The organism is Olleya sediminilitoris, assembly GCF_016785945.1.
Classification (GTDB): domain Bacteria; phylum Bacteroidota; class Bacteroidia; order Flavobacteriales; family Flavobacteriaceae; genus Olleya; species Olleya sediminilitoris.
The window spans coordinates 73,208-95,940 of sequence record NZ_JAEMEF010000010.1; the positions used below are offsets into that span (position 1 = coordinate 73,208).

Annotated in this window: 18 protein-coding genes; 13 read left to right on the top strand and 5 right to left on the bottom strand. The window is 29.4% G+C overall.

The genetic code is table 11. The features are described from left to right. Positions 1–2 precede the first annotated feature (2 nt). A complete protein-coding gene (locus tag JAO71_RS11610; protein WP_203000950.1) occupies positions 3–1,766 on the bottom strand; it encodes a DUF4836 family protein in 1,764 nt (587 codons plus the stop codon). A 224-nt stretch (positions 1,767–1,990) separates the two neighbouring features. On the opposite strand from JAO71_RS11610, the gene typA reads away from it, so the two are divergent. From typA to JAO71_RS11650, 8 genes are all read left to right on the top strand, one after another. After that, entirely contained in the window at positions 1,991–3,790 is a 1,800-nt protein-coding gene (gene typA / locus JAO71_RS11615) for a translational GTPase TypA (protein ID WP_028290336.1), read from the top strand. Between the two features lie 3 nt (positions 3,791–3,793). After that, the gene (locus tag JAO71_RS11620; protein WP_203000952.1) at positions 3,794–4,564 is read left to right on the top strand and encodes a nicotinamide mononucleotide transporter family protein; all 771 of its coding nucleotides are present in this window, start codon (positions 3,794–3,796) and stop codon (positions 4,562–4,564) included. A gap of 53 nt (positions 4,565–4,617) precedes the next feature. Then, positions 4,618–4,818 carry a hypothetical protein gene (locus JAO71_RS11625; protein WP_028290334.1) on the top strand — a complete coding sequence of 67 codons (201 nt, stop codon included), beginning with the start codon at positions 4,618–4,620 and terminating at the stop codon, positions 4,816–4,818. Next, positions 4,818–6,197, top strand: a complete 1,380-nt coding sequence (locus JAO71_RS11630) for a class I SAM-dependent methyltransferase (RefSeq protein ID WP_203000954.1) — start codon at positions 4,818–4,820, stop codon at positions 6,195–6,197. Before JAO71_RS11625 ends, JAO71_RS11630 begins: the two co-directional genes overlap by 1 nt. Beyond that, positions 6,194–7,672, top strand: a complete 1,479-nt coding sequence (locus JAO71_RS11635) for a sulfatase-like hydrolase/transferase (RefSeq protein WP_203000956.1) — start codon at positions 6,194–6,196, stop codon at positions 7,670–7,672. Before JAO71_RS11630 ends, JAO71_RS11635 begins: the two co-directional genes overlap by 4 nt. A gap of 156 nt (positions 7,673–7,828) precedes the next feature. After that, positions 7,829–8,674: a FemAB family protein gene (locus JAO71_RS11640; protein ID WP_215906988.1), complete on the top strand. Its 846-nt coding sequence runs from the start codon at positions 7,829–7,831 to the stop codon at positions 8,672–8,674. Beyond that, the gene (locus JAO71_RS11645; RefSeq protein WP_203000958.1) at positions 8,667–9,767 is read left to right on the top strand and encodes a DegT/DnrJ/EryC1/StrS family aminotransferase; all 1,101 of its coding nucleotides are present in this window, start codon (positions 8,667–8,669) and stop codon (positions 9,765–9,767) included. The genes JAO71_RS11640 and JAO71_RS11645 overlap by 8 nt, the downstream gene beginning before the upstream one ends. After that, complete coding sequence (locus tag JAO71_RS11650) at positions 9,768–11,069, top strand: O-antigen translocase (RefSeq protein WP_116824258.1); 1,302 nt, start codon at positions 9,768–9,770, stop codon at positions 11,067–11,069. A 7-nt stretch (positions 11,070–11,076) separates the two neighbouring features. Here JAO71_RS11650 and JAO71_RS11655 read toward each other — a convergent pair whose 3' ends face one another. Then, on the bottom strand, positions 11,077–12,219 hold the full coding sequence (locus JAO71_RS11655; protein WP_203000960.1) for a glycosyltransferase family protein: 1,143 nt from the start codon (positions 12,217–12,219) through the stop codon (positions 11,077–11,079). 36 nt (positions 12,220–12,255) lie between these two features. Here JAO71_RS11655 and JAO71_RS11660 point away from each other — a divergent pair, with 36 nt between their 5' ends. Further along, a complete protein-coding gene (locus JAO71_RS11660; RefSeq protein WP_203000962.1) occupies positions 12,256–13,077 on the top strand; it encodes a glycosyltransferase family A protein in 822 nt (273 codons plus the stop codon). Between the two features lie 2 nt (positions 13,078–13,079). Continuing rightward, the gene (locus JAO71_RS11665; protein WP_054851764.1) at positions 13,080–13,484 is read left to right on the top strand and encodes a sugar 3,4-ketoisomerase; all 405 of its coding nucleotides are present in this window, start codon (positions 13,080–13,082) and stop codon (positions 13,482–13,484) included. On the opposite strand, the gene JAO71_RS11670 is transcribed toward JAO71_RS11665, so the two are convergent. The 3 genes from JAO71_RS11670 to JAO71_RS11680 are packed head-to-tail and all read right to left on the bottom strand — an operon-like array spanning position 13,470 to position 15,990. Then, positions 13,470–14,408: a glycosyltransferase family 2 protein gene (locus JAO71_RS11670; RefSeq protein WP_203000964.1), complete on the bottom strand. Its 939-nt coding sequence runs from the start codon at positions 14,406–14,408 to the stop codon at positions 13,470–13,472. The genes JAO71_RS11665 and JAO71_RS11670 overlap by 15 nt on opposite strands. Continuing rightward, positions 14,405–15,295, bottom strand: a complete 891-nt coding sequence (locus tag JAO71_RS11675) for a glycosyltransferase family 2 protein (RefSeq protein ID WP_203000966.1) — start codon at positions 15,293–15,295, stop codon at positions 14,405–14,407. The genes JAO71_RS11670 and JAO71_RS11675 overlap by 4 nt, the downstream gene beginning before the upstream one ends. An 11-nt stretch (positions 15,296–15,306) precedes the next feature. Beyond that, the gene (locus tag JAO71_RS11680; protein ID WP_203000968.1) at positions 15,307–15,990 is read right to left on the bottom strand and encodes a cell division ATP-binding protein FtsE; all 684 of its coding nucleotides are present in this window, start codon (positions 15,988–15,990) and stop codon (positions 15,307–15,309) included. 230 nt (positions 15,991–16,220) lie between these two features. On the opposite strand from JAO71_RS11680, the gene JAO71_RS11685 reads away from it, so the two are divergent. From JAO71_RS11685 to JAO71_RS11695, 3 genes are all read left to right on the top strand, one after another. Beyond that, positions 16,221–19,241, top strand: a complete 3,021-nt coding sequence (locus JAO71_RS11685) for a tetratricopeptide repeat protein (protein WP_116824263.1) — start codon at positions 16,221–16,223, stop codon at positions 19,239–19,241. A 40-nt stretch (positions 19,242–19,281) separates the two neighbouring features. Continuing rightward, positions 19,282–21,009 carry a TonB-dependent receptor gene (locus tag JAO71_RS11690; RefSeq protein ID WP_203000970.1) on the top strand — a complete coding sequence of 576 codons (1,728 nt, stop codon included), beginning with the start codon at positions 19,282–19,284 and terminating at the stop codon, positions 21,007–21,009. Between the two features lie 94 nt (positions 21,010–21,103). Further along, positions 21,104–22,726: an amidohydrolase gene (locus JAO71_RS11695; protein WP_203000972.1), complete on the top strand. Its 1,623-nt coding sequence runs from the start codon at positions 21,104–21,106 to the stop codon at positions 22,724–22,726. The last annotated feature ends 7 nt before the right edge of the window (positions 22,727–22,733 follow it).

A 22,733-nucleotide genomic window follows, 5' to 3' on the forward strand; every position in this document is an offset into this window, starting at 1 on the left:
TGTTAGTTAGTTGTTTCTTCAACTTCTTCTATCTCAATTATCTCTTCAATAACCTCTTCAGTCACTTCTTCTTCTTTTAGGTCATCTTCAAATGTACTCATAGTTTTAGCTAATTCGTCACCATATTTGATAGATTGTATTAACGAGTTTTTGCCACCTTTGGTGTATAAGAAAGATTCACTACCATCAACATCAACAAAATAATGAATTTCACCATAATATTTTTCATATAGTTCATTGCTTGTTTCTGATAATTTACTCATAGCATTATTACTATCATAGGTGTTATAGCGACCATAAGGATTGAACATGTTAGTTAATGAACTTGAAAAGTCATTAGTAATTGCTCCAATGTTTCCTTTAGAATACACATACATTGAGTGTGATAATTTGTCTTTATGTTTAAAATCTGACAAGTTATTAGTTAACTGACCATTGTTTTTCATTTGGCTAGCACGTTCTTCATCATTAGTAATCAAAATTAAATCGTCAGTAATTACCACAAAAGCTTCGTTGTCTACTCTATAATAATCTTTACTAATTTCTTGTAAAGGCGCTCCTTTTTCTTTAATAAGACTTAAAAAGTTTGAAACTTTAGATTTATCTTTAATAGCAATTGCACCATACATATTTGGTACTTTTTTTTCTATTAATTTATAAGACTCTTCTCTTGAATAATAATCATAACTGTAAACCGAATCTTTTACTGTTTTACCTTCTGTTAAGGCAAACATTATTGTTTCGTCAAATAACGCAGTAAAGTCAGAAGTAGTCATACCAATTTCTTTGGACGCTTCACGATCTGATCTTTCCATGTTTTTTTTAAGTTCTTCTCTAATTTGAACTGGTAATAATTTATTGTCTTGAAGGCTAACAATATGCTCATAAAACGCTTCAAAATCTATTGACATTTTTGTTACAACCAATGGGTCGTTAGGTAATGCATTTAACATAGATTTGCTATATGATGTAGTCATCCACTTGTCATAAGCTATTAAAGATTTAATGTCATTATTTAATTTTAGCTTAGTGTCTGTATGTAAGTGGTCGTTTTCAAAACTTCCGTAGTAAGTAATGTTATTGTTTTCTAAATCAATATCAAATCCAGAAAAAGCATTTAATATACCATCAAAAGTATCTCCTAAAGGTGTAGATGTTACATGCACACCAATGTCTTGCTTTGTGTCAAAAAAGTCATCAAAATAGTTGGTTGCCAAAATAGACTCTTGTCTTTCTAGGTCTGTTAAATCTTTTAATTCTGCAGCAGCATAATTATTAGCACCAATAATTAAAGCAGTTTTATCATTATAACCAATAGCAAACTCTCTGTCAGAATACACTGTGTAAGCATTGTCTTTACCAACATTGTCTTCTTTTTCTAGATTACTTAATTTATCTATCATTGGCTTAATAAAGGCTTCAAATGATGCAGCGTCCTTAATAGGTAATATTAAACCACCAACTCCAGACATTCTTTTAAAAGACCCAAAACCTAAGATGTATTCTTTTCTAAAAGTGTTGTTAATATTGTCTTGCGTCATTAACTGATTTACAAAGTCTTTGATTTCTTCAGGTGCTTTGTCTTCAATTATTGTGTTTATACTTAGTTTGCTAAAGTCTAAATCTTGACTTTTTTTAGATAAAGACTCTAAGTTAATATACATTACACCAATAGCGTCTTTAGGTACAAGGTAAGCTTCGTCAATGGTTTTGCTACAACTTGCAAATAAAAAGGTGATGGTAAGAAGGGATAATAGTTTTTTCATTTTTTAAGAATAAAATTTGGATATTGATTAATATGTCAACAAAGCTAATGATATAATATTTTTAACAAAATAAATATCAAACCATTACCTTAAGTTAACATAACTATCTGTGTGTCTTCTTATAAAAATGTTACATTTATTTTTAAAAATTTATCAAAAAAAAAATTAAGCTGTTTTTTCGATAAAAATTAAGTACATTTGCACGCTTAAAATAAGGCACAATTATGGCTAATATCAAAAACATTGCAATTATTGCACACGTTGACCACGGAAAAACAACGTTGGTTGATAAAATTATGTACCACTGTCAATTGTTTCGTGAAAACGAAAATACAGGAGACTTAATTTTAGATAATAACGATTTAGAACGTGAAAGAGGAATTACAATTACTTCTAAAAACGTTTCTGTTATATACAAAGACACTAAAATTAATATTATTGACACACCTGGTCACGCCGATTTTGGAGGAGAAGTAGAGCGTGTATTAAACATGGCAGATGGTGTTGTGTTATTAGTTGATGCTTTTGAAGGACCAATGCCTCAAACGCGTTTTGTATTACAAAAAGCGATTGACTTAGGTTTAAAACCATGTGTGGTTGTAAATAAAGTAGATAAAGAAAACTGTACTCCAGACGAAGTACATGAAAAAGTATTTGACTTAATGTTCGAGTTAGGAGCAGAGGAGTGGCAGTTGGATTTTCCAACAGTTTACGGTTCGGCTAAAAATAACTGGATGAGTGAAGATTGGAAAGTTGAAACTGACAACGTTGAGCCATTATTAGACATGGTTGTAGAGCATGTACCTACACCTAAGTTTGATGAAGGAACAACACAAATGTTAATTACATCTTTAGATTTTTCTTCTTTTACAGGTCGTATTGCGATTGGTAGATTACAAAGAGGTGAATTAAAAGAAGGGCAACAAATCTCGTTAGTAAAAAGAGATGGTACTGTTGCTAAAAGTAGAGTTAAAGAACTTTTTATATTTGAAGGTTTAGGACGTAAACGTGTAGAAAGCGTACAAGTAGGAGATATTTGTGCAGTTGTAGGTATTGAAGGTTTTGAAATTGGAGATACTATTGCAGATATTGAAAACCCAGAAGGTTTAAAATCTATTGCAATTGATGAGCCTACAATGAGTATGTTATTTACTATTAACGATTCTCCATTCTTTGGAAAAGATGGTAAATATGTAACCTCTAGACACATTAAAGATCGTTTAGAAAAAGAATTAGAGAAAAACTTAGCGCTAAGAGTAGGTGAAACTGATACTGCTGATAAGTTTATGGTTTTTGGACGTGGTGTATTACACTTATCTGTTTTAATCGAAACAATGCGTCGTGAAGGTTATGAGTTACAAATTGGACAACCACAAGTAATCATTAAAGAAATTGATGGTGTTAAATGTGAACCAGTTGAAGAATTAACTATTGACTTACCAGAAACAGTATCTGGAAAAGCTGTAGAATTTGTAACATTACGTAAAGGAGAATTATTAAGTATGGAAACTAAAGGAGATCGTATGATCTGTGAGTTTTTAATTCCTTCTCGTGGTATTATAGGTTTACGTAACCAATTATTAACAGCAACTGCAGGTGAAGCTATTATGGCACACCGTTTTAAAGAGTACCAACCATTAAGAGGTGATATTCCTGGACGTATATCAGGATCATTAATATCTATGGAAAACGGTAAAGCAATTCCTTATTCTATTGATAAATTACAAGATAGAGGTAAGTTTTTTGTTGAACCAGGAGAAGATATTTACGAAGGTCAAGTAATCGGAGAAAACTCTCGTCAAGATGATATGGCTGTAAACATTACTAAAGCTAAAAAGCAAAGTAACGTACGTAGTTCTGGAGCAGATGATAAGGCTAAAATTGTACCAGCTATCAAGTTTAGTTTAGAGGAAGCTTTAGAATACATACAAAAAGATGAGTATGTCGAAGTTACGCCAAATCACTTGCGTTTACGTAAAATCTGGTTAACAGAAAACGATCGTAAAAGAAACAAGATTGCATAACATTTGAAACCAATACAGTTAGCAAATCCAACACTTAGACGTGTAGTACACTCTAAATATATTGATATTGTTGGTGTGGTTTTGGTAACTGTTATCTGTTTTTACAGAGGTTTTCATGAAACTATATATTATCAAGGAGGTATCCAATTTGGGATACCTCTTTCTAGTTTTAGTGACTACATATCTAAAGGCGCTTTTCCAATTGGTTTATTATCTACATTAGGAGCTGTGGTGTCTTTACTAGCAGCAAGAATGATTGTTAAACAACAAAATCTAGGTAATTTAATAGGTGTTTTTACAACCGTTAATTCCGGAATAATAGATTATTTGTTTGGTAATCACTCTGCTATTATTACCTATCCCTTAACTTTTATTATTGCTATTTTAGCTACAAAAAAATGGAGCGAAGGAGAACAAGTAAAAAAAGCAGATGCTAAGTATTGGCTGCTAATTGCTTTGGCTTTTATAGTGTCTTATACACTTGTGTTTTTAGGGTTTTATTGGTTTGGAACTAATATTAAAAATCAGTTTTTTAAGCATACAGTAGCTATAATATTTGGTATATCATTGGTTGGAAATATAAGTACAGCCTTTAAATATGAGCAAACCTTTTTAACTTGGTCCTTTTATAATTTAGCACAAATTATAAAAAATGTAATTCAAGGTAATATTGCAAATATTGTAAAATATGTGTTTTATATTATAAACTCAACCCTTACTTTTTTTGATTGGCGTTTAAATGGAGATATAAAACAAAATCCAAACGTTAAATAGTATCTATTTTTTAAAAGCACTATTACATTGTTTATATTTACAAAAAACAAACAATGTATAGTCTTTATTTTGATCCAGGTTTAGGTGCAATGATTATTCAGTCTATTGTAGCAGCAGTAGCAGCAATCCTGCTATTTTCAAAAAACATTTTGTATAAAGTCAAAGCCTTTTTTGGATTGACTAAAAAAGATAATGACGAGTTGTTTGACGATATAAATGTTAAAGAATCTGATATAGATAACACAAGTAACTAGTGACCAATATAACTAATCATACTGCGTCCTATAAAGATCCTTCTGGTTTTGTTTTTGTTGAAGCAGGAGTTGTTAAAAGACAAATTAATCCTATTTACTTTAAGCAATATCAAGCCTTAAAAGAATCTGGTTTTTTTAAACAGTTATTTGATAATCAATTACTAGTTAAACACGACGAAGTTTTTTCGTCTTCAGAAAAAATAGTCTTACAACCAGAGCACATCTCTTTTATTACTTACCCTTATGAGTGGAGTTTTAATCAATACAAAGCTGCAGCATTATTAACTTTAAAGCTTCAGAAATTTGCTATTGAGCATGGATTTACTTTAAAAGACGCTTCTGCATTTAATGTTACTTTTAATAAGGGTAAAGCTGTTTTTATAGACACGTTATCTTTTGATTTTTATATAGAAAACTCACCTTGGAGAGCTTACAAGCAATTTATAACTCATTTTTTAGGACCATTAGTTTTAGCACATTATCATGGCTCACAGTCTTTAAAACTTATTAGTAATTTTATGGATGGTATTCCTCTTAAAATGTTAGCTTCTATGCTTCCGTTTAAGACTAAATTGAATCCTTTTTTGTATTCAAATATTCATCTTTTAGCCAAGTTTGAAGATAAGCATAACCAAGATTATAAAGGAGAAACAAAAGCAAGCACATTAAGTAAAAAAGCACAGTTAAATATTGTACAAAGCCTGTATGATTATATAAAAAAGCTGAATTTAAAAGAAAGTAGCGAATGGGGTAATTACTATAACAAGATTAATTATTGTGATAGTTCATTCGACTTTAAGTCAAAAATAATTAACCAATGGGTTGATAATTTAAACACTAAAACACTTATAGATATTGGTGGTAATGATGGTACTTTTGTTAGAAAAATAAAAGCATCATTGCAACATGCTTTAGTTTGTGATATAGATAATAATGCTGTAGACCACAATTTTAAACTTATAAATACAAATAAAGATAGTTACATCACGCCTTTTGTTTTAGATGTTTTAAATCCTTCAGCAAGTATAGGTTTTAATAATTTAGAGCGATTTTCGTTTTTAAAAAGAATCAAAGACTTTGCTCCCGATACAACATTGGCTTTAGCTGTAATACATCATATGTCATTAAGCGGAAATGTTAGTTTTGACATGTCTGCTAGGTTTTTTGCTTCGTTTTCAAAAGATTTTATTATTGAATTTCCTAAACGAGAAGATTCTTGGGTACAACGTTTATTAAACAGCAAAACCGATTTTAAAGCGTATTTTGATTTTTATAATGAAGATAATTTTGAAAATAGTTACAAAAAGTATTTTCAAATTATTGAAAAACAACACATCACAGGCACACATCGTGTACTGTATTTAATGAAAGTTAAATGAAAAAACGTATTCTGAAATTTGTAAATAGTGAAGCAGATTACCCTGTTATTACAGGTTTAGCTTCAGGATTGTATCCAATGTTTTACTATTATAATTCAAATTTCACTCAGGTTAATTCATTTTATCAATTTTTCTTTTTTTTGCTAGTTTATTTGGCCATTCCAGTAATTGTAATGCTAAGTATTTCTTTTCTTTTAACAAAAACAACTTTTTTAAAGACATATAAAAAGCAGTTATATTTAGGAGTTAATATCTCGTGGTTTGGCTATTTATTAATGATTAGTACGATTGGGATTAGTGCTAAATATTTGTTTTTTATTGCTTTTTTATCAATAATTTGTGCAATAGCTTTTTATAATTTTTTTAAAAAAATAGTAGTGTTTCAATTGCTATTAGGATTACTGTCAAGCGTTATGTTTGTGCCAATACTATTGAGACATTTTTCTTACAACAATCAGTGGTTAGATCAACCAGATGCTATTAAAAATGTGACTTTTAAAACGAAGCCAAACATTTACATGATACAAGTGGATGGTTATGTGAATTTAGAAGTATTAAATAAAGGATATTATGATTTTGATAATTCAAATTTTAATAATTATCTAAAAACTAATGGTTTTAAAAACTATAAAAATTATAGGAGTAATTATTTCTCTACTCTAAGCTCGAACAGTTCTCTTTTTGCAATGAAACATCATTATTATTCTGAACCTGTAAAAGCCTTTAATGAATTGATTAATGCTAGACAGGTAATAGTGACTGATAATCCTGTTTTGCAAATTTTTAAAAAGAACAATTATAAAACTCATTTATTGTTGGAGCATCCTTACTTTTTAGTAAATAGACCAAAAATAGGATATGATTATTGTAATATTAATCCTAGTGAGATTGCCTACAATGACAAAGGTTTTTCAGTTAAAAAAGAAGTTTTAAAAGATTTGCAGCAGGTTTTGTCCCAAGAATTGGTGTCACCAAGTTTTTATTTTATTGAAAAACTTTTACCATCACATATAACTAATATGTCTGCAGATTGGGCTAATAAAAAGTCAGAAAGAATAGCTTATTTAAATCGTTTAGAAGAAACTAATCTTTGGCTAAAAAATGCTATTGAAATAATAGAAAACAAAGACAAAAATGCATTAATTATAATTAGTGCAGATCATGGAGGATTTGTTGGCTTTAATAATACCAAGGAGTCAGCAACAAAGGTGGAAGATAAAGGGTTGATTTATTCTATTTATAGCGCTATGTTGTCAATAAAATGGAATGATCAATCACCTGATTTTGATTATAAATTTATAACACCAGTTAATTTTTTTAGAATATTATTTTCTCATTTAAGTCAAGATAAAAAACACCTTAATTATCTAGAGGAAGACAGTAGTTATATTATTATTGATAAAGGTGCTCCATTTGGAGTCTATAAATATATTGATGCAGAAGGAAATACCGTGTTTAATCCATTATCTAACTAAAAGTGATTTAAATGAAGATTAATTAGTATTTTCGATTACTTAAAAAAAACATCTATTATTTACAATATACAACCATATAATCAAGAGCACTATGCAGTTTGGAATAGGTTTGTTTCAAAGTCAATAAACGGAACATTTCTTTTTAATCGTGACTTTATGGAATATCATAAAGATAGGTTTACAGATTTTTCTTTAATGATTTATAAAAACGAAACACTAGTAGCATTACTTCCTGCTAATAAAAGTAATGATAGTATTTATTCTCATCAAGGTCTAACTTATGGAGGCTTGGTGTTTGTAAATAAAACCGAGATGAATTTTGTTTATGAGGTTACAGAGTCATTAAAAACGTATTTTAAATCACAACAAATTAATTGGTTTTATTGTAAATTAATTCCTCAAATATATTATAAAGTTTCAGCTAAATATTTAGACTATGTATTGTCTAAAAAAGCGATGTTAAAAAATAGAGCGTTAGTATTGGCAATAGACTATTCTAAACCATTACAAATACATAAAACTAAACTAAAACATTATAGAAAAGGTGAAATTTATAACTTTGATATTGTAGAAACAAAATCATACACCTCGTTTTGGAATACAGTTTTGTCGCCAAGATTAATAGAAAAACATAATGTAAAACCTGTTCATACATTAAAAGAAATTGAAAATTTAAGTAATAAATTTCCTGATAATATCAAGCAGTTTAATATAATTAAAGACGGAGAATTATTAGCAGGAATAACAATTTTTGAAACACAAACTGTGGTTAAATCTCAATATGGAGCAACTACAGTTTTAGGTGAAAAATATAGAGCGTTAGATTATCTTTTTTTGTATTTGATTAAAAAATATAAACTCGAAGGAAAGCAATACTTCTCAATGGGAACTGTAATGGATAATAGTACACTTGGTGTAAATGAAGGACTTTTAAAACAAAAGGAAGAGTTAGGTTGTCAGATATATTTTCAGGATACTTTTAAAATGAATTGTAATGATTAAATTTTTAGACTTGCATAAAATTAATCATCGATTTGAAACCGATTTAAAAAAACAATTTACATCCTTCTTAAATTCTGGTCATTACGTTTTAGGTGAAGGTGTCTCAAATTTTGAATCTCAGTTTGCAACGTATTGTAACACTAAACACTGTGTAGGTGTTAGTAGTGGTTTAGATGCTTTAATATTAATTTTCAAAGCCTATATTCAATTAGGAAAATTACAAGTAGGAGATCAGGTTTTGGTACCAGCCAATACGTATATAGCATCAATAATTTCAATTTTAGAAGTTGGATTAACTCCTGTTTTTGTTGAGCCAGAATTAGCAACGTTTAACTGTAGTGCTAATCAATATAAACAGCACATCACAAAAAAAACAAAAGCTATTTTGATGGTTCATTTGTATGGACAATTAGCAAATGCTAAAGCTATTTTAGAATTAGCAGAAAATAATAATTTATTATTAATTGAAGATGCAGCACAAGCACATGGAGCAAAAGATAGTAAAGGAGGTTTAGCAGGTAGCTTAAGTCATGCTGCAGCATTTAGTTTTTACCCAAGTAAAAACTTAGGGGCTTTAGGTGAAGCAGGAGCAATAACTACAAATGATAACACATTAGCTACTGTAGTTAAGCAACTTCGTAATTATGGCACAATATCTAAATATAATAATGAAAGATTAGGTGTAAATAACAGATTAGATGATGTACAAGCACGATTTTTGTCTGTTAAATTACAAGCCTTAGATCAAGACAATCAAAATAGAAAAGCAATAGCAAAACGTTATTTAGCTAATATCAAAAACAGTAAAATTACTTTGCCTTATTATGATGGTTCAGATAATCATGTATTTCATTTGTTTGTCGTTTTAGTGGAGAATAGAAAAGAGTTTATGGACTATCTTGAAGCTAATTTAGTACAGTCAGCAATACATTATCCAGTGCCACCACACAAGCAAAAAGCACTTGGTCGATTTAATGATTTAAAACTTCCAATAACAGAAAAAATTCACGACACTTGTGTTAGTTTACCAATTAGTCCAGTGATGAGTGAAGATCAAGTCAAAAAAGTAATAACAATAATTAATAATTATTAATTGAAAAAAATCCTAGAATACATAAGTAATAATGTTCTGGTTAAAGTTGCTTCACTTAACTCAGTATCTGTTATTATAAAAATAATAGCTGGATTTTTAACTTCTAAGTTTATTGCAATTTATGTTGGGTCAGAGGGTATGGCTTTGGTCGGTAACTTAAGAAACTTTGTTGGATCTGTACAATCATTATCTATTTTGGGTTTGTACAAAGGGGTTGTAAAATATATAGCAGAGTTTAAAAATGATGTTGTACAACTTAGTAAAACCTTATCGACTGTTTTTTACTTAGGATTTATAATGTCCCTGTTAACTTGTTTTGTTGTGTATTTTAAGGCAGACTATATAAATGAGTTAATATTTACAGAGGATAACAATTATGCTTATGTCATTAAGATTTTTGCTGTAGCATTACCGTTTTATGCGTTAAATATGTTTGCTTTTTCAATACTAAACGGGTTTTCTAAATATAAATATTTAATAATATTCAATATTTTCGGTCAAGTTTTAGGAGCAATAGTTACAATATTATTGATTTGGTTAGAGCAGATTGATGGAGCGTTAATAGCTGTTGTTACAACTGAATCCTTAATATTTTTAATTACTTTAGTGGGTATTTTAAATCGACGTAATGTGGTAAAATTAATTAGAGCTAGTAACTTTAGTTTTAGTTTTGCTAAAAAATTAGGGTCTTATTCTGGTATGGCTTTGTTTTCTGCAATAATATTGCCAGTTGTCGCTATTTTAATTAGAACTTATATTATAGATAATATTGGTTTGAAAGAAGCTGGATTTTGGGAAGCAATGAACCGTATATCTAAGTATTATTTATTGTTTATCAGTTCGTTATTAACTTTATATATTTTACCAAGATTTTCTGAAATTGATAATATTAAGGAATTTAGAAAAGAAGTTTTTAGTTTTTATAAAACAATTATTCCAATTTTCGCATTAGGGTTAATTGTAATTTACTTTTTGAGACATTTTATTGTTAGAGTTGTTTTAACAGAAGAATTTTTGCCTGTTAAGGAATTGTTTTTTTGGCAATTATTAGGTGATTTTATCAAGGTGTTATCTATTGTTATAGCTTATCAGTTTTTAGCAAAACGTATGTTTTGGCATTATATAATAACTGAAGCATTTTCAGTAGTAGTGCTTTATTTTACAAGTAAAATTTTAATAGACGAGTTTGGATTAGTTGGTGCTAATATGGCACATTTTGTAACTTATGTCTTGTATTATGCAATCATATTATTAATATTTTATTCGTCGTTATTTGGTGTCATTCCAGAAAAAAATGAATAATAATACGTTAAGCATTTTTCCAAGTCTGTACGTATTGCTTAGCTATAGTTTTATAGTCATGATTTTTAACTACAAAAGCTCTTGCGTTTTTTGAAATAGTTTCAATTTGATTAGGGTTTAGTATTAACCATTCTAATTTTTGTGCTAAATAATCTACATCAGGAAGTGCATTAATCGCAATTGTGTTAGCTTCAATATTATAATAATCTAACCATTCTTTTTCAGCTCCAGTAAATACAACTTTACCTTTAGCCATTGCTTCTAAAGCATTATAGCCTTGATCAAAACCAAACACTTGATCTAAAATAATGTGTGCACTATTGTAAGTGTTAATATAAGTTTTGTAGGGTACGTTTTCACTAGATAAGATTGTTACTTTATCAGGGTGTTTGGATTTAATAATAGTTAGTGCTTTTTCAAAATAAATATTTCCTTTTTTAATTTTTGATAATTTATTTATGCCATGAAAAATCACAATTTTACCTTTAGTGCTCAAAGAGTGATAATTTATACTATCTATGTTTATTGGATTAGGAATCAATCCTAAATAATGTTGATGAGATTGCATGGGTAAATGATAGTCAATATCTGTTGCAATAGTACCATAGCTATTTTTTATAATAAAATCATGTAATTTTTTATAAGAATCTGAAAGGTATTTAAGTGAGTAATCATATTTTCCTTTCAACGATTTATCTTCTAAATATGGCGTTAAAATAGAATATTTAATTGTGTTTTGTAAGTAATACTTTATAGTAATATAATCATCTCCGCAGCAGAGTAAAAACAGTTTTTTATTTTGAGTTTTTAATTGCTTTAAAAGTCTAATTTGTTGTTTAGGATTGATATGCAATGCGTCTTCGTTAATTAATTGTACTACATCGTAGTTTTTTAATTTTGGAAGTTGTTTTTTAAAACGATAAGCATTTTCAACTGCTATAAAATTGAGTTTAAAAAGTCTGGTAAAAATTTTATTTAAAAATGAAAATAGTCGTACATTTTTAAGCTTTGAAGAGATGTCAATATCAACATCATAATTTTTAAATCCATCACCAGAAGCAATTATTGTAACTTCATGCCCTAAAGCGACCAACCCTTCTTTTAAAGAGTTATGGAGTCTACTGTATTCCCCAACTAATAAAATCTTCATTTATATTTTATACATTTGTTTCAAAGATAATTTTTAATGGGTAATGCTGAAATAAAAGATGTTAATTTAGAGTTGCTAATTGCAACAATGAATCGGTCCTCTTTACATTTTTTGGTAGATTTGTTTCCGTTTAGTGACTACAAAAAATTTAATATTTTAATAGTTAATCAAACTACCGAAGCTAACCTGTTACACTCAGATATAGAAAACATAAAGGTTGTTAATAGTTTTGAAAAGGGTTTGTCCAAAAGTAGAAACCTTGCAATTTTAGAGGCAACAGGAGATATTTGTTTGTTTGTAGACGATGATGTTAAATTCAAATCTAATTTTGATTATTTGATTTTAGAAGCTCATATACAAAATATGCAAGCTGCTATTATAACTTTTAAAATGGAAAACTTTGATGGAGAGTTGTTCAAGGCTTATCCAAAAGTTTTGAAACATGATTTGAACTCTATTCAATCCGTAAATTCTGTAGTGATTTCCTTTAAAAGAGAAAAAATATTAGCAAGTAATTTATTGTTTGATGTCAATTTTGGTTTAGGATCAGTATTTGAAACAGCAGACGAGTACATCTTCATGCGTGATGCTTTAAAACTTAATCTAAAACCTCGATTTAAACCTGAATTAATTTTATCACATCCAGTATTTAGTTCCGGACAATTAGATGCTACTGATAAAAATATTTTTGGAGTGAGTGCCCTATTTTGTAAGTATTATGGAGTTTTTTCATATTTTAAATTAATACATCACCTATATTTACTTTTTAATCAAAATAAAATTAATACTAGTCAAATTTTTAGAAAATTTAAAGTAGGTTTATCAGGAATAAAAAAATATAAATCGCTAAAAAAATAAATATGGCTAATAACGATGATGTTGTTGTAATTGAAATTCCTAAAGTGAAAGACGCTAGAGGAAACTTAGCTATTGTTGAAAAAGATATTTTACCTTATAAAGTAAACCGTGTTTATTATTTATATGATGTACCTAGTGATGCGTTTAGAGGAGGTCACTCTCATAAAGCACAATATGAGTTTTTAATTCCTGTAAGTGGTAGTTTTGATGTTATTTTAAAAGATGGTAGTACGACCAGAACTATAACTTTAAATAAGCCTGACAAGGGGTTGTTAATAGTACCTGGTATTTGGAGAGAACTTGAAAATTTTTCATCAGGATCCGTTTGTCTTGTATTGGCTTCTGATGTTTATGAAGAGTCCGACTACATAAGAGATTTTAATCATTATTTATCACTTGAAGGCTGATAAATAAATCTTGTTTTTTATTAATAAATCTTGAAAACGTTTTAGCACTATTAATATAAATCTAGGACATTGTAATATCAAACGTTGCTTTATGTTAAGATGGTTTTTATCGATGTTTTTAATTAGCATTTGGGCTTTGTCGTAATCTTTATTAAATCTGTATCTTATAGCTAATGCGTAGCGTTTTATATCTAAATAGCGTTTTAAATCTGGGTTATTTTTTTCATTCTCTTTATACTGATTTATTAAATATAACCTATTGTCATTTAAGTTGCTGTTTGATAGGCTATTTGGGTCATAAAAATTATAAAGCATTGTAACAGTAGGATTAAATGCAATTTTTCCGTTTAGACCAAATCTAATCCATAAGTCTATATCTTGACCAGTTATTAAAGAATTGTTATATGCGCCTATTTTAAAAAAGACCTCTTTTTTAAATGCTACAGAAGACGAGTGAGGTATATAATTAATAACATTTGCCTCGAAAAAATTATCGATTAACAGGCAGTCAGTGTCGTATTTAAAATTAAATCTTGCAGGTGTTATAAATCCGTCATTTCTTTTTATTTCATAATTATTACAAAATAGAATGGCATCTTTATATTTAGTAATTGTTTGTTTTAATGCCTCAAGATGATTATTTCTCCATAAATCATCAGCATCTAAAGTTGCTATGTAATTCCCCTTTGATAATTTTATCGCATTATTTCTAGCAACAGAAACACCTTGTTTTTCTTGATGTATCAACTTAATTTTATCGTTGGCTAGGTTATTTACAATATCAACGCTATTGTCTGTTGAACCATCATTTACTATTATAATTTCAAAGTCTTGAAACGATTGGTTTAATACGGTTTTAAGGGTCTTTAAAATGTATTTTTCTTTATTATAAAGCGGAATAATAACAGAAAAGAAAGGACTCATTTTTTACGATTTATATAACAAAAATAGCTAATTCTAAATAAATCAAATAGAAATAATGAAGGGTGTTTGGACGTTAAATTGCGTTTTGTAATGGTTTTTATTAATGGGAAGCTATAGGCTATTAGGTAGTTGACTTTAAGACGATTTAAAGTTGTGTAATAATTTAAAAACGGAATAAATTCTACTTTAATCAAATCTGTTTTGTAAATATAGTTAAGATTTTCTAGCCCTTTTTTTGTTTTATCTATAAATACGTTGCTAATATCAACATCACCATGTAAAATAGGGTTGTCTATATGCTTTATATTTGCTTTTATCAAGCTTGCTTTATAAGCAAACAGTGTGTCTTCATGACCATATTGTGATAATGTTTTTTCAAAACCAATAGCTTTAAAAATAGTTTTGGTCATTAATGTATTGTTACAAAACATACATTTGTATTGGTTTTGACTTCTTTGTTTTGCAGTTAAATCTTCTCGTTGTTTACCGTATTTCCATCTTAATTTACGTTTGTTTTGGACTTGTTCTGGATGTATACGTCCACCATAAATAATATCTGAATTGTCACTTATACTTTTGTAAAAGTTTACGATGTATTGATCAGAAATGATTAAGGAATCTCCATCAATAAATAATAAGTATTCATATTGTGCAGCCTCTGCTAATAAATTTCTGTTGTTGCTTAAACCTACATTAGTAACAAGACTTTTAAAAGTAACATTTTCTAATGTATTTAGGGTATCATTAATTAATATTGTTTCACCTTTAGATCCATCATCATAAATAATAATTTCAAAACAATTTTTATGTGATATAAGTTGTTGGTGTAAGCTATTAACCAACTTTGTGACATCGTAATTATAAGTTGGGATTAATACAGATAACATGTAAACTTTAATTAAGATTTACGTTGCACAACCTCAAAAACCTTATTATCACCACATTTTAAAGTCTTACTTGGGTATTTTAGCAATAATGCATAATCATGAGTCGCCATTAAAATGGTATTACCATTTTTATTAATGTCTTGTAGTACTTCCATAACTTCAATACTAGTTTGTGGATCAAGATTACCAGTTGGCTCATCAGCCAAAATAAGCTCAGGATCATTTAACAAAGCACGTGCAATAGCAACACGCTGTTGTTCTCCACCAGATAATTCATGCGGAAATTTAAAACCTTTGGTTTTCATATCTACTTTATCCAATACAGAAGTAACACGTTCATTCATTTTAGTTTTATCTTTCCAACCAGTAGCTTTTAAGACAAATAATAAATTATCGTTTATTGTACGATCTGATAGAAGTTTAAAATCCTGAAATACAATACCAAGTTTTCGTCTTAAAAACGGAATTTCTTTTTCCTTTAATGTCGGTAAATCAAAGTCTACAATATACCCTTTACCTTGTGTTAGTTTTAAATCACCATAAAGTGTTTTCATAAAACTACTTTTTCCAGAACCAGTTTTACCAATTAAATATACAAATTCTCCTTTTTTAACTTCTAAGTTAACATCAGATAATACAAGACTTTTACCTTGAAATATTGAGGCATTTTTTAATTCTAAAACTGTGTTTGACATAAAGTGAGTTATTGTTTGGTAACGCTTTTTTGAAGCAAAAAATTGTATCTGCCAAAGTAAACAATTAATAAATAATAAGGAAAATAATTAGCATCATTTATGACTTAATTAGCATAGTTAATTTAATTATTAACATCATATTTAGTAGGTCCATTTATAATTATTAGTTAAATCTAACGTTAGACTTATAGATTAATTTATATTTGATTTTGAATTTAAAAATAGTATCAATGTCATTAAAAAAACAGTTTACATTTTTTATTACATTAGCCTTTTGTCTACAATTATTTGCACAGCAAACCGCTGTTTATACAAGTGATTTAGCAAATTACCAAAAAGCTCTTCAGCTTTATAATAGCCAACAATATTTGGCTTCCCAAAATTTGTTTACACAAATTAAAAAAGAATCTCAAGATCCTAACATACAAAGTAATTGTGCGTTTTATATTGCTAATGCAGCTATAAGATTAAACCAGCAAAATGCTGATGTGTTAATGGAGCGATTTGTGGAAGATTATCCAACAAGCACAAAAAAAAATACGGCATTTGTAGATGTTGCAGAGTATTACTTTGTAAATGGTAAATATGCTTATGCTCAAAAATGGTATGCTAAGGTTGACGAGTCTTCTTTATCAAGAACAGATCGTGAAGGCTATAATTTTAATAATGGTTACGCATCATTTGTTACTAAAAACTATAAAGACGCTAAAAAATATTTAACACGTGTAGAAACGTCTCAAAAATATGGGTCTCAAGCCAAGTATTATTTAGGATTTATGTCTTATCAAGGCGATGACTATGATGGTGCTAATAAGTATTTTGAGCAAGTTAGTGATCAAGAAAAATACAAAGAGAAACTAAGCTATTTTCAAGCAGATTTAAACTTCAAACTAGGTAAATTTGAAAAAGCTATTCAATTAGCCGAACCTAAATTAGAAACCAGTGATCGTAATGAAGTTTCAGAACTTAACAAAATAATAGGAGAAAGTTATTTTAATTTAGAACAGTACGATAAAGCTATTCCGTATTTAACGGAATATAAAGGAAAAAAAGGAAAATGGAGTAATACAGATTACTACCAAATTGGTTATGCTTATTACAAACAAAAAGAGTACGATAAAGCAATATCAGAGTTTAATAAAATTGTAAGTGCAGATAATAGTGTAGCCCAAAATGCTTATTACCATTTAGGAGAAAGTTATGTAAATGTAGGTAAAAAACAAGAAGCATTAAATGCCTTCAGAAATGCATCACAAATGGATTATGATTTAAAAATTCAGGAAGATGCATGGTTAAATTACGCTAAAATTAGTTACCAAATTGGTAACGCATATCAATCTGTACCTCAGGTTTTAAATACTTATTTAGAAAAATACCCTGAAACCGAGTATAAAGATGAAATAGAAACACTATTAATTGACTCTTACATAACATCAAAAAACTATAAAGAAGCTTTAGTACTACTAAAAAATAAAAATAGTTTTGAAAGTAAAGTAGCTTATCAAAAAGTAGCGTTTTACAGAGGTTTAGAATTGTTTAATGAAAGTAAATATCAAGATGCAGAAGCAATGTTTGATAATTCTTTAAAAGAACAACAAGATCAAAAGTTTACTGCAAGAGCAATATTTTGGAAAGCCGAAACGGATTACAACCTAACAAATTATGACGACGCTTTAATTGGTTTTAAACAATTTGCACAACACAGTGAAGCTAATGTGACTACCGAATATCAAAACCTTGACTACAACATCGCATATACCTATTTTAAGCAAAAAAACTACGATCAGTCAACCACATATTTCAATCAGTTTATTCAAAAAAACGCAACAGATAAAGTTAGATTAAACGATGCGTATTTAAGATTAGCCGATGGTTACTTTGTGTCAAGTAGTTATAACAAAGCTATTGCAGCTTATGACCAAGCCATGCAAGTAGGAACTATAGAGAGTGATTATGCCTATTTCCAAAAAGCCATGAGTTATGGTTACATTGGTAAGCAAGACACACAAACCAGTCAATTAGAACAATTTATTGCTAAATATCCAAAATCTAAATTACGAGATGACGCTATGTATGCTTTAGGTAATAGCTATGTAAAAGCAGGTCTTGATGATAAAGCAATTGGTATTTATACACAATTAAAAAAAGAATATCGTACAAGTCCATTTACAAGTAAAGGTCAATTGCGTCAAGGTCTGGTTTATTATAACGCAAATCAAAACCAGCAAGCTTTAACCGTTTTTAAAGCAGTAGCAAAAGACTATCCAAACACACCAGAAGCCAATCAGGCAGTATCTACAGCACGATTAATATATATAGATTTAGGTCAAGTAGATCAATATGCAACTTGGGTAAAAACATTAGATTTTGTTGAAGTTACAAATGCCGACTTAGACAATGCAACTTATCAAGCAGCAGAAATTCAGTATTTAGATGAAAACGTTAATTCTGCAATCAAACAATTTAATGGCTATTTAAATCAATTTCCAAGTGGCTTACACGCAACACAAGCGCATTTTTATTTAGCTCAGTTGTATTTTAAAAAGGATTTAAAATCTAATGCAAAACCTCATTATGCTTATGTCGTAACACAAACACAAAGCGAGTTTTCAGAAGAAGCATTACTGCGTCTATCACAAATTCAGTTAGATAACAATAATTGGACAGAAGCTATTCCGACTTTACAACGTTTAGAAACCGAAGCTAATTTTCCACAAAACAGCTTGTTTGCACAATCCAATTTAATGCAAGCCAATTACCAATTAGATAATTATGATCAAGCAGTCGCTTACGCGGAAAAGGTGCTTGCTAAGAATAATTTAGATAATAAAGTTAGAAGTGATGCCTATGTGATTATTGCAAGATCAGCAATTAAAACTAATGATATGGCTAAAGCTAGAACTGCCTACACACAAGTAGAAACTTTTGCGACAGGCGAAACAGCAGCCGAAGCTTTATATTACAATGCTTATTTTAAAAATAAAGACGGTTTGTATGCCGAGTCAAACACAGTAACACAACGTTTGGCTAAAGATTATTCAGGTTACAAATACTATGGAGCCAAAGGATTGGTAATTATGGCTAAGAATTTTTATGCTCTTGGTGATGCCTTTCAGGCGACCTATATTTTAGAAAGTGTAATTAAAAACTTTAGCAATTTTGAAGACGTTAAAACGGAAGCACAAACCCAATTAAACTTAATCAAAGCAGAAGAAGCTAAAACAAACTCTTCAGTAATCACTGAAGACTAAAATACATCAATCCAGACGTCGTAATTCATAAATATAAATTATGTTTAGAACAAAAAAACAAATCATATTAACAGTAATATCATTAGTAGTAACCCTAATTACATTTGCTCAAGAGCGTGAAGGAGATACTATTCAAACAGGAGTGATAGACGTTGTTAAACCATATACACCAACCATTTCAGATGCGTTTAAAGTAAAAGAAACGCCATCTTTAGATGACAATGAAACTTCTGTAAAAAAAGAAGTAAAATATAATATTTTTTCATTTCCAGTTGCTTCAACCTTTACACCAGCTAAAGGTAAAGCAGCAGTTGTAGATAAAGCAAAAAAAGTAAAATTGTATAATAATTATGCGACTTTAGGTTTTGGTACTTATACCACTATTTTAGGCGAAGCATATTTAAATCAGCAATTAGGTCGTGATGAGGTTGTAAGTGCTTATTTAGGGCATCATTCGTCTATTGGAGATGTAGAAGATGCATTAACAGATAGTGGATTTTCAGATTCAAAAATTAATTTAAACTATACAAAAACAGATCGTGATTATACTTGGTCAGCATTAGGCGGTTTTCAATACCAAACGTTTAATTGGTATGGTTTACAACAGCCTCTGTTTGATCAAGAAATAGCAGATGCTTTGGATGTTGGACATAGCTTTATAAACGGATATGTTGGAGGAGATATTATGTTTGAAGATGCCACAATAACATCAGCTAATATCTTGTTTAGACATTTTGGTGACGATTATGGATCTGGAGAAAATAGGTTAAAAGCTGTTGCTACAGGAACAATAAATATTCAAGATAATGATGTGGATATAGAAGTTTTTGCAGACTATTTAGGTGGTAGTTTTGAAAAAGGATATTTCTCAGATCAAGCTTTAGATTATGGTAATTTCTTATTTGGTGTCTCTCCAAAATTTCAGATAAAAGAAGATGACTTAACTGTAGATTTAGGTGTAAAAGCAGTCTATTTTAATGACACAGAAGCTGGTAAAAGCAAATTCTTTATTTATCCAAATATTGCAGCAAGTTATAGATTGGTAGACGAAGTTTTAATTGTTTTTGGAGGTGTTAGTGGTGGATTAAATCAAAATTCGTATTACGATTATGCACAAGAAAATCCGTTTGTTTCGCCTAACTTATTTATAACTCCAACGGATCAGCAATATAAAGCATTTGCTGGGTTAAAAGGGAAGTTAACAAATACAATGAGTTATTCGGTAAGTGGTAATTATAGTTCAGAAAAAAATAAAGCTTTATTTATAAATAACGATATTACTCAAACAACAGAATCTTATACCTTCGGAAATTCATTTGGAATAATATATGACGATATTACAACTTTAAGTGTGTCTGCAGAGCTTAATGTAGACGTAAACCGTAACATCACTTTAGGTGTCAAAGGAGAATATTTTAATTATGACACTAATAACGAAACTGAAGCTTGGAATTTACCAAATTTAAAAGCTTCTGTCTTTTTAGATTATCAAATTACAGAACAGTGGTTTGCAGGTGCTAATTTATATTTTGTAGGCGAGCGTAAGGACCAATTTAATGTGCCAAGCTTAATAACACCAACGTCTGGAGAAGTTACATTGGATAGCTATTTTGATGCCAATGCACATGTAGGATATCATATAAACGATCGTTTTTCAGTTTTTGCAAAAGCTAATAATATTGCTGGAGAAGAATATAACAAATGGCAAAACACACCTGTTCAGGGTATTCAATTTTTAGTAGGAGCTACTTACAAATTTGATTTTTAGTCTATACTAAATAATTTCATCTTAAGATATAACAATAAAAAGCCTCTGTTTAGAGGTTTTTTTTATTCTTATATTTGTTTAAAAATATCTAACCATGAAATTATTAAAAATAGCATTGTTACTTTGTATAGTAGCCTCATGCTCAACTAACAAAACCGATGTCGACACCATAGTAACTAACGCTAATGTTTATACTGTTGATGCAACGTTTGCTAAAGCAGAAGCGTTTGCAATTAAAGACGGAAAATTTGTAGCTACAGGAACAACAAAAGAAATTACAAATAAGTACTTGTCAACTAATATTATTGATGCAAATGGTAAGACAATTGTACCAGGATTTATAGATGCACATTGTCATTTTTATGGACTAGGATTAAACCAATTAAATGTGGACTTAAGAGGGACGACTAGTTTTGATGATGTCATGAAAAAAACTATTGACTTTTATAATAATAAACCAACTAACTTTATAATAGGTAGAGGTTGGGATCAAAACGATTGGGAAGACAAAAAGTATCCTAATAAATTGTTGCTGGATAAACTATATCCAAGCACACCAGTCGCTTTAACTAGAGTAGATGGTCATGCTATGTTATGTAATCAAGCAGCTTTAGATTTAGCAGGAATAACAGTAGATTCTAAAATCGATGGTGGTGAGATTTTAAAAGAAAATGGAAAATTAACAGGTGTATTAATTGACAATCCAATGGAGTTGGTAGAGGCTGTTTTTCCTGAGCAAACAGTTCAGCAACAAATTGACGCCTTATTATCTGCTCAAAAAATATGTACAGATTTAGGTTTAACAACAGTGTCAGATGCAGGATTAGATAAGCAAGTTATTCAGTTAATTGATAGCTTACAAAAAGCAGGTAAATTGGATATGCGTGTGTATGCTATGATTAGTAATAAAAAAGAAAATTTAGATTATTATTTAACTAAAGGAAAAGTAAAAACAGATCGTTTAAACGTCCAATCTGTAAAGGTTTATGCAGATGGAGCATTAGGGTCACGTGGTGCAGCTTTAAAACAAGAATACACAGATCAACATGATCATTTTGGAGCTCTAGTTATTGGTACTGACGCTTATAAGGATTTAGCTGAAAGAATAGCAAAAGCAGGTTATCAAATGAATACGCATGCTATTGGAGATTCTGCCAATAGATTTGTGTTACAAACCTATGAAAAGACTTTAAAAAATGAAGCTAATAGACGTTGGAGAGTAGAACATGCTCAGGTAATTACTGATCATGATTTTGATTATTTTAAAAATGAAAATATTATTCCTTCTATCCAACCTACACACGCTACAAGTGATATGTATTGGGCAGCAGACCGATTAGGGAGTAAGCGTATAAAAGGCGCTTATGCTTATAAAACATTATTAGAAAAAAGCGGAAGAGTGGCCTTAGGTACAGATTTTCCAGTAGAAAAAGTAAGTCCATTTTTAACCTTTTATGCTTCGGTTTCTAGACAGGATTTAAAACAATTTCCTAAAGGTGGTTTTAATATAGAAAATGGGTTGTCAAGAGAAGAAACATTACGCGGAATGACCATTTGGGCTGCTTATGCTAACTTTGAAGAACAAGAAAAAGGAAGTATAGAAACAGGTAAGTTTGCCGATTTTATTATCTTAGATAAAGATATAATGACTGTAGATCAAAATGAAATCCCAAATATAACAGTTAAAGAAACTTACATTAACGGAGTGGCACAGTAGTTGCTAT

Bases quoted from the DNA above. Each gene is read 5' to 3' on its own strand.
- JAO71_RS11610 (WP_203000950.1), bottom strand. From the start codon at position 1,766: ATGAAAAAACTATTATCCCTTCTTACCATCACCTTTTTATTTGCAAGT.
- typA (WP_028290336.1), top strand. From the start codon at position 1,991: ATGGCTAATATCAAAAACATTGCAATTATTGCACACGTTGACCACGGA.
- JAO71_RS11625 (WP_028290334.1), top strand. From the start codon at position 4,618: ATGTATAGTCTTTATTTTGATCCAGGTTTAGGTGCAATGATTATTCAG.
- JAO71_RS11635 (WP_203000956.1), top strand. From the start codon at position 6,194: ATGAAAAAACGTATTCTGAAATTTGTAAATAGTGAAGCAGATTACCCT.
- JAO71_RS11640 (WP_215906988.1), top strand. From the start codon at position 7,829: ATGGAATATCATAAAGATAGGTTTACAGATTTTTCTTTAATGATTTAT.
- JAO71_RS11645 (WP_203000958.1), top strand. From the start codon at position 8,667: ATGATTAAATTTTTAGACTTGCATAAAATTAATCATCGATTTGAAACC.
- JAO71_RS11655 (WP_203000960.1), bottom strand. From the start codon at position 12,219: ATGAAGATTTTATTAGTTGGGGAATACAGTAGACTCCATAACTCTTTA.
- JAO71_RS11660 (WP_203000962.1), top strand. From the start codon at position 12,256: ATGGGTAATGCTGAAATAAAAGATGTTAATTTAGAGTTGCTAATTGCA.
- JAO71_RS11665 (WP_054851764.1), top strand. From the start codon at position 13,080: ATGGCTAATAACGATGATGTTGTTGTAATTGAAATTCCTAAAGTGAAA.
- JAO71_RS11670 (WP_203000964.1), bottom strand. From the start codon at position 14,408: ATGAGTCCTTTCTTTTCTGTTATTATTCCGCTTTATAATAAAGAAAAA.
- JAO71_RS11675 (WP_203000966.1), bottom strand. From the start codon at position 15,295: ATGTTATCTGTATTAATCCCAACTTATAATTACGATGTCACAAAGTTG.
- JAO71_RS11680 (WP_203000968.1), bottom strand. From the start codon at position 15,990: ATGTCAAACACAGTTTTAGAATTAAAAAATGCCTCAATATTTCAAGGT.
- JAO71_RS11685 (WP_116824263.1), top strand. From the start codon at position 16,221: ATGTCATTAAAAAAACAGTTTACATTTTTTATTACATTAGCCTTTTGT.
- JAO71_RS11690 (WP_203000970.1), top strand. From the start codon at position 19,282: ATGTTTAGAACAAAAAAACAAATCATATTAACAGTAATATCATTAGTA.
- JAO71_RS11695 (WP_203000972.1), top strand. From the start codon at position 21,104: ATGAAATTATTAAAAATAGCATTGTTACTTTGTATAGTAGCCTCATGC.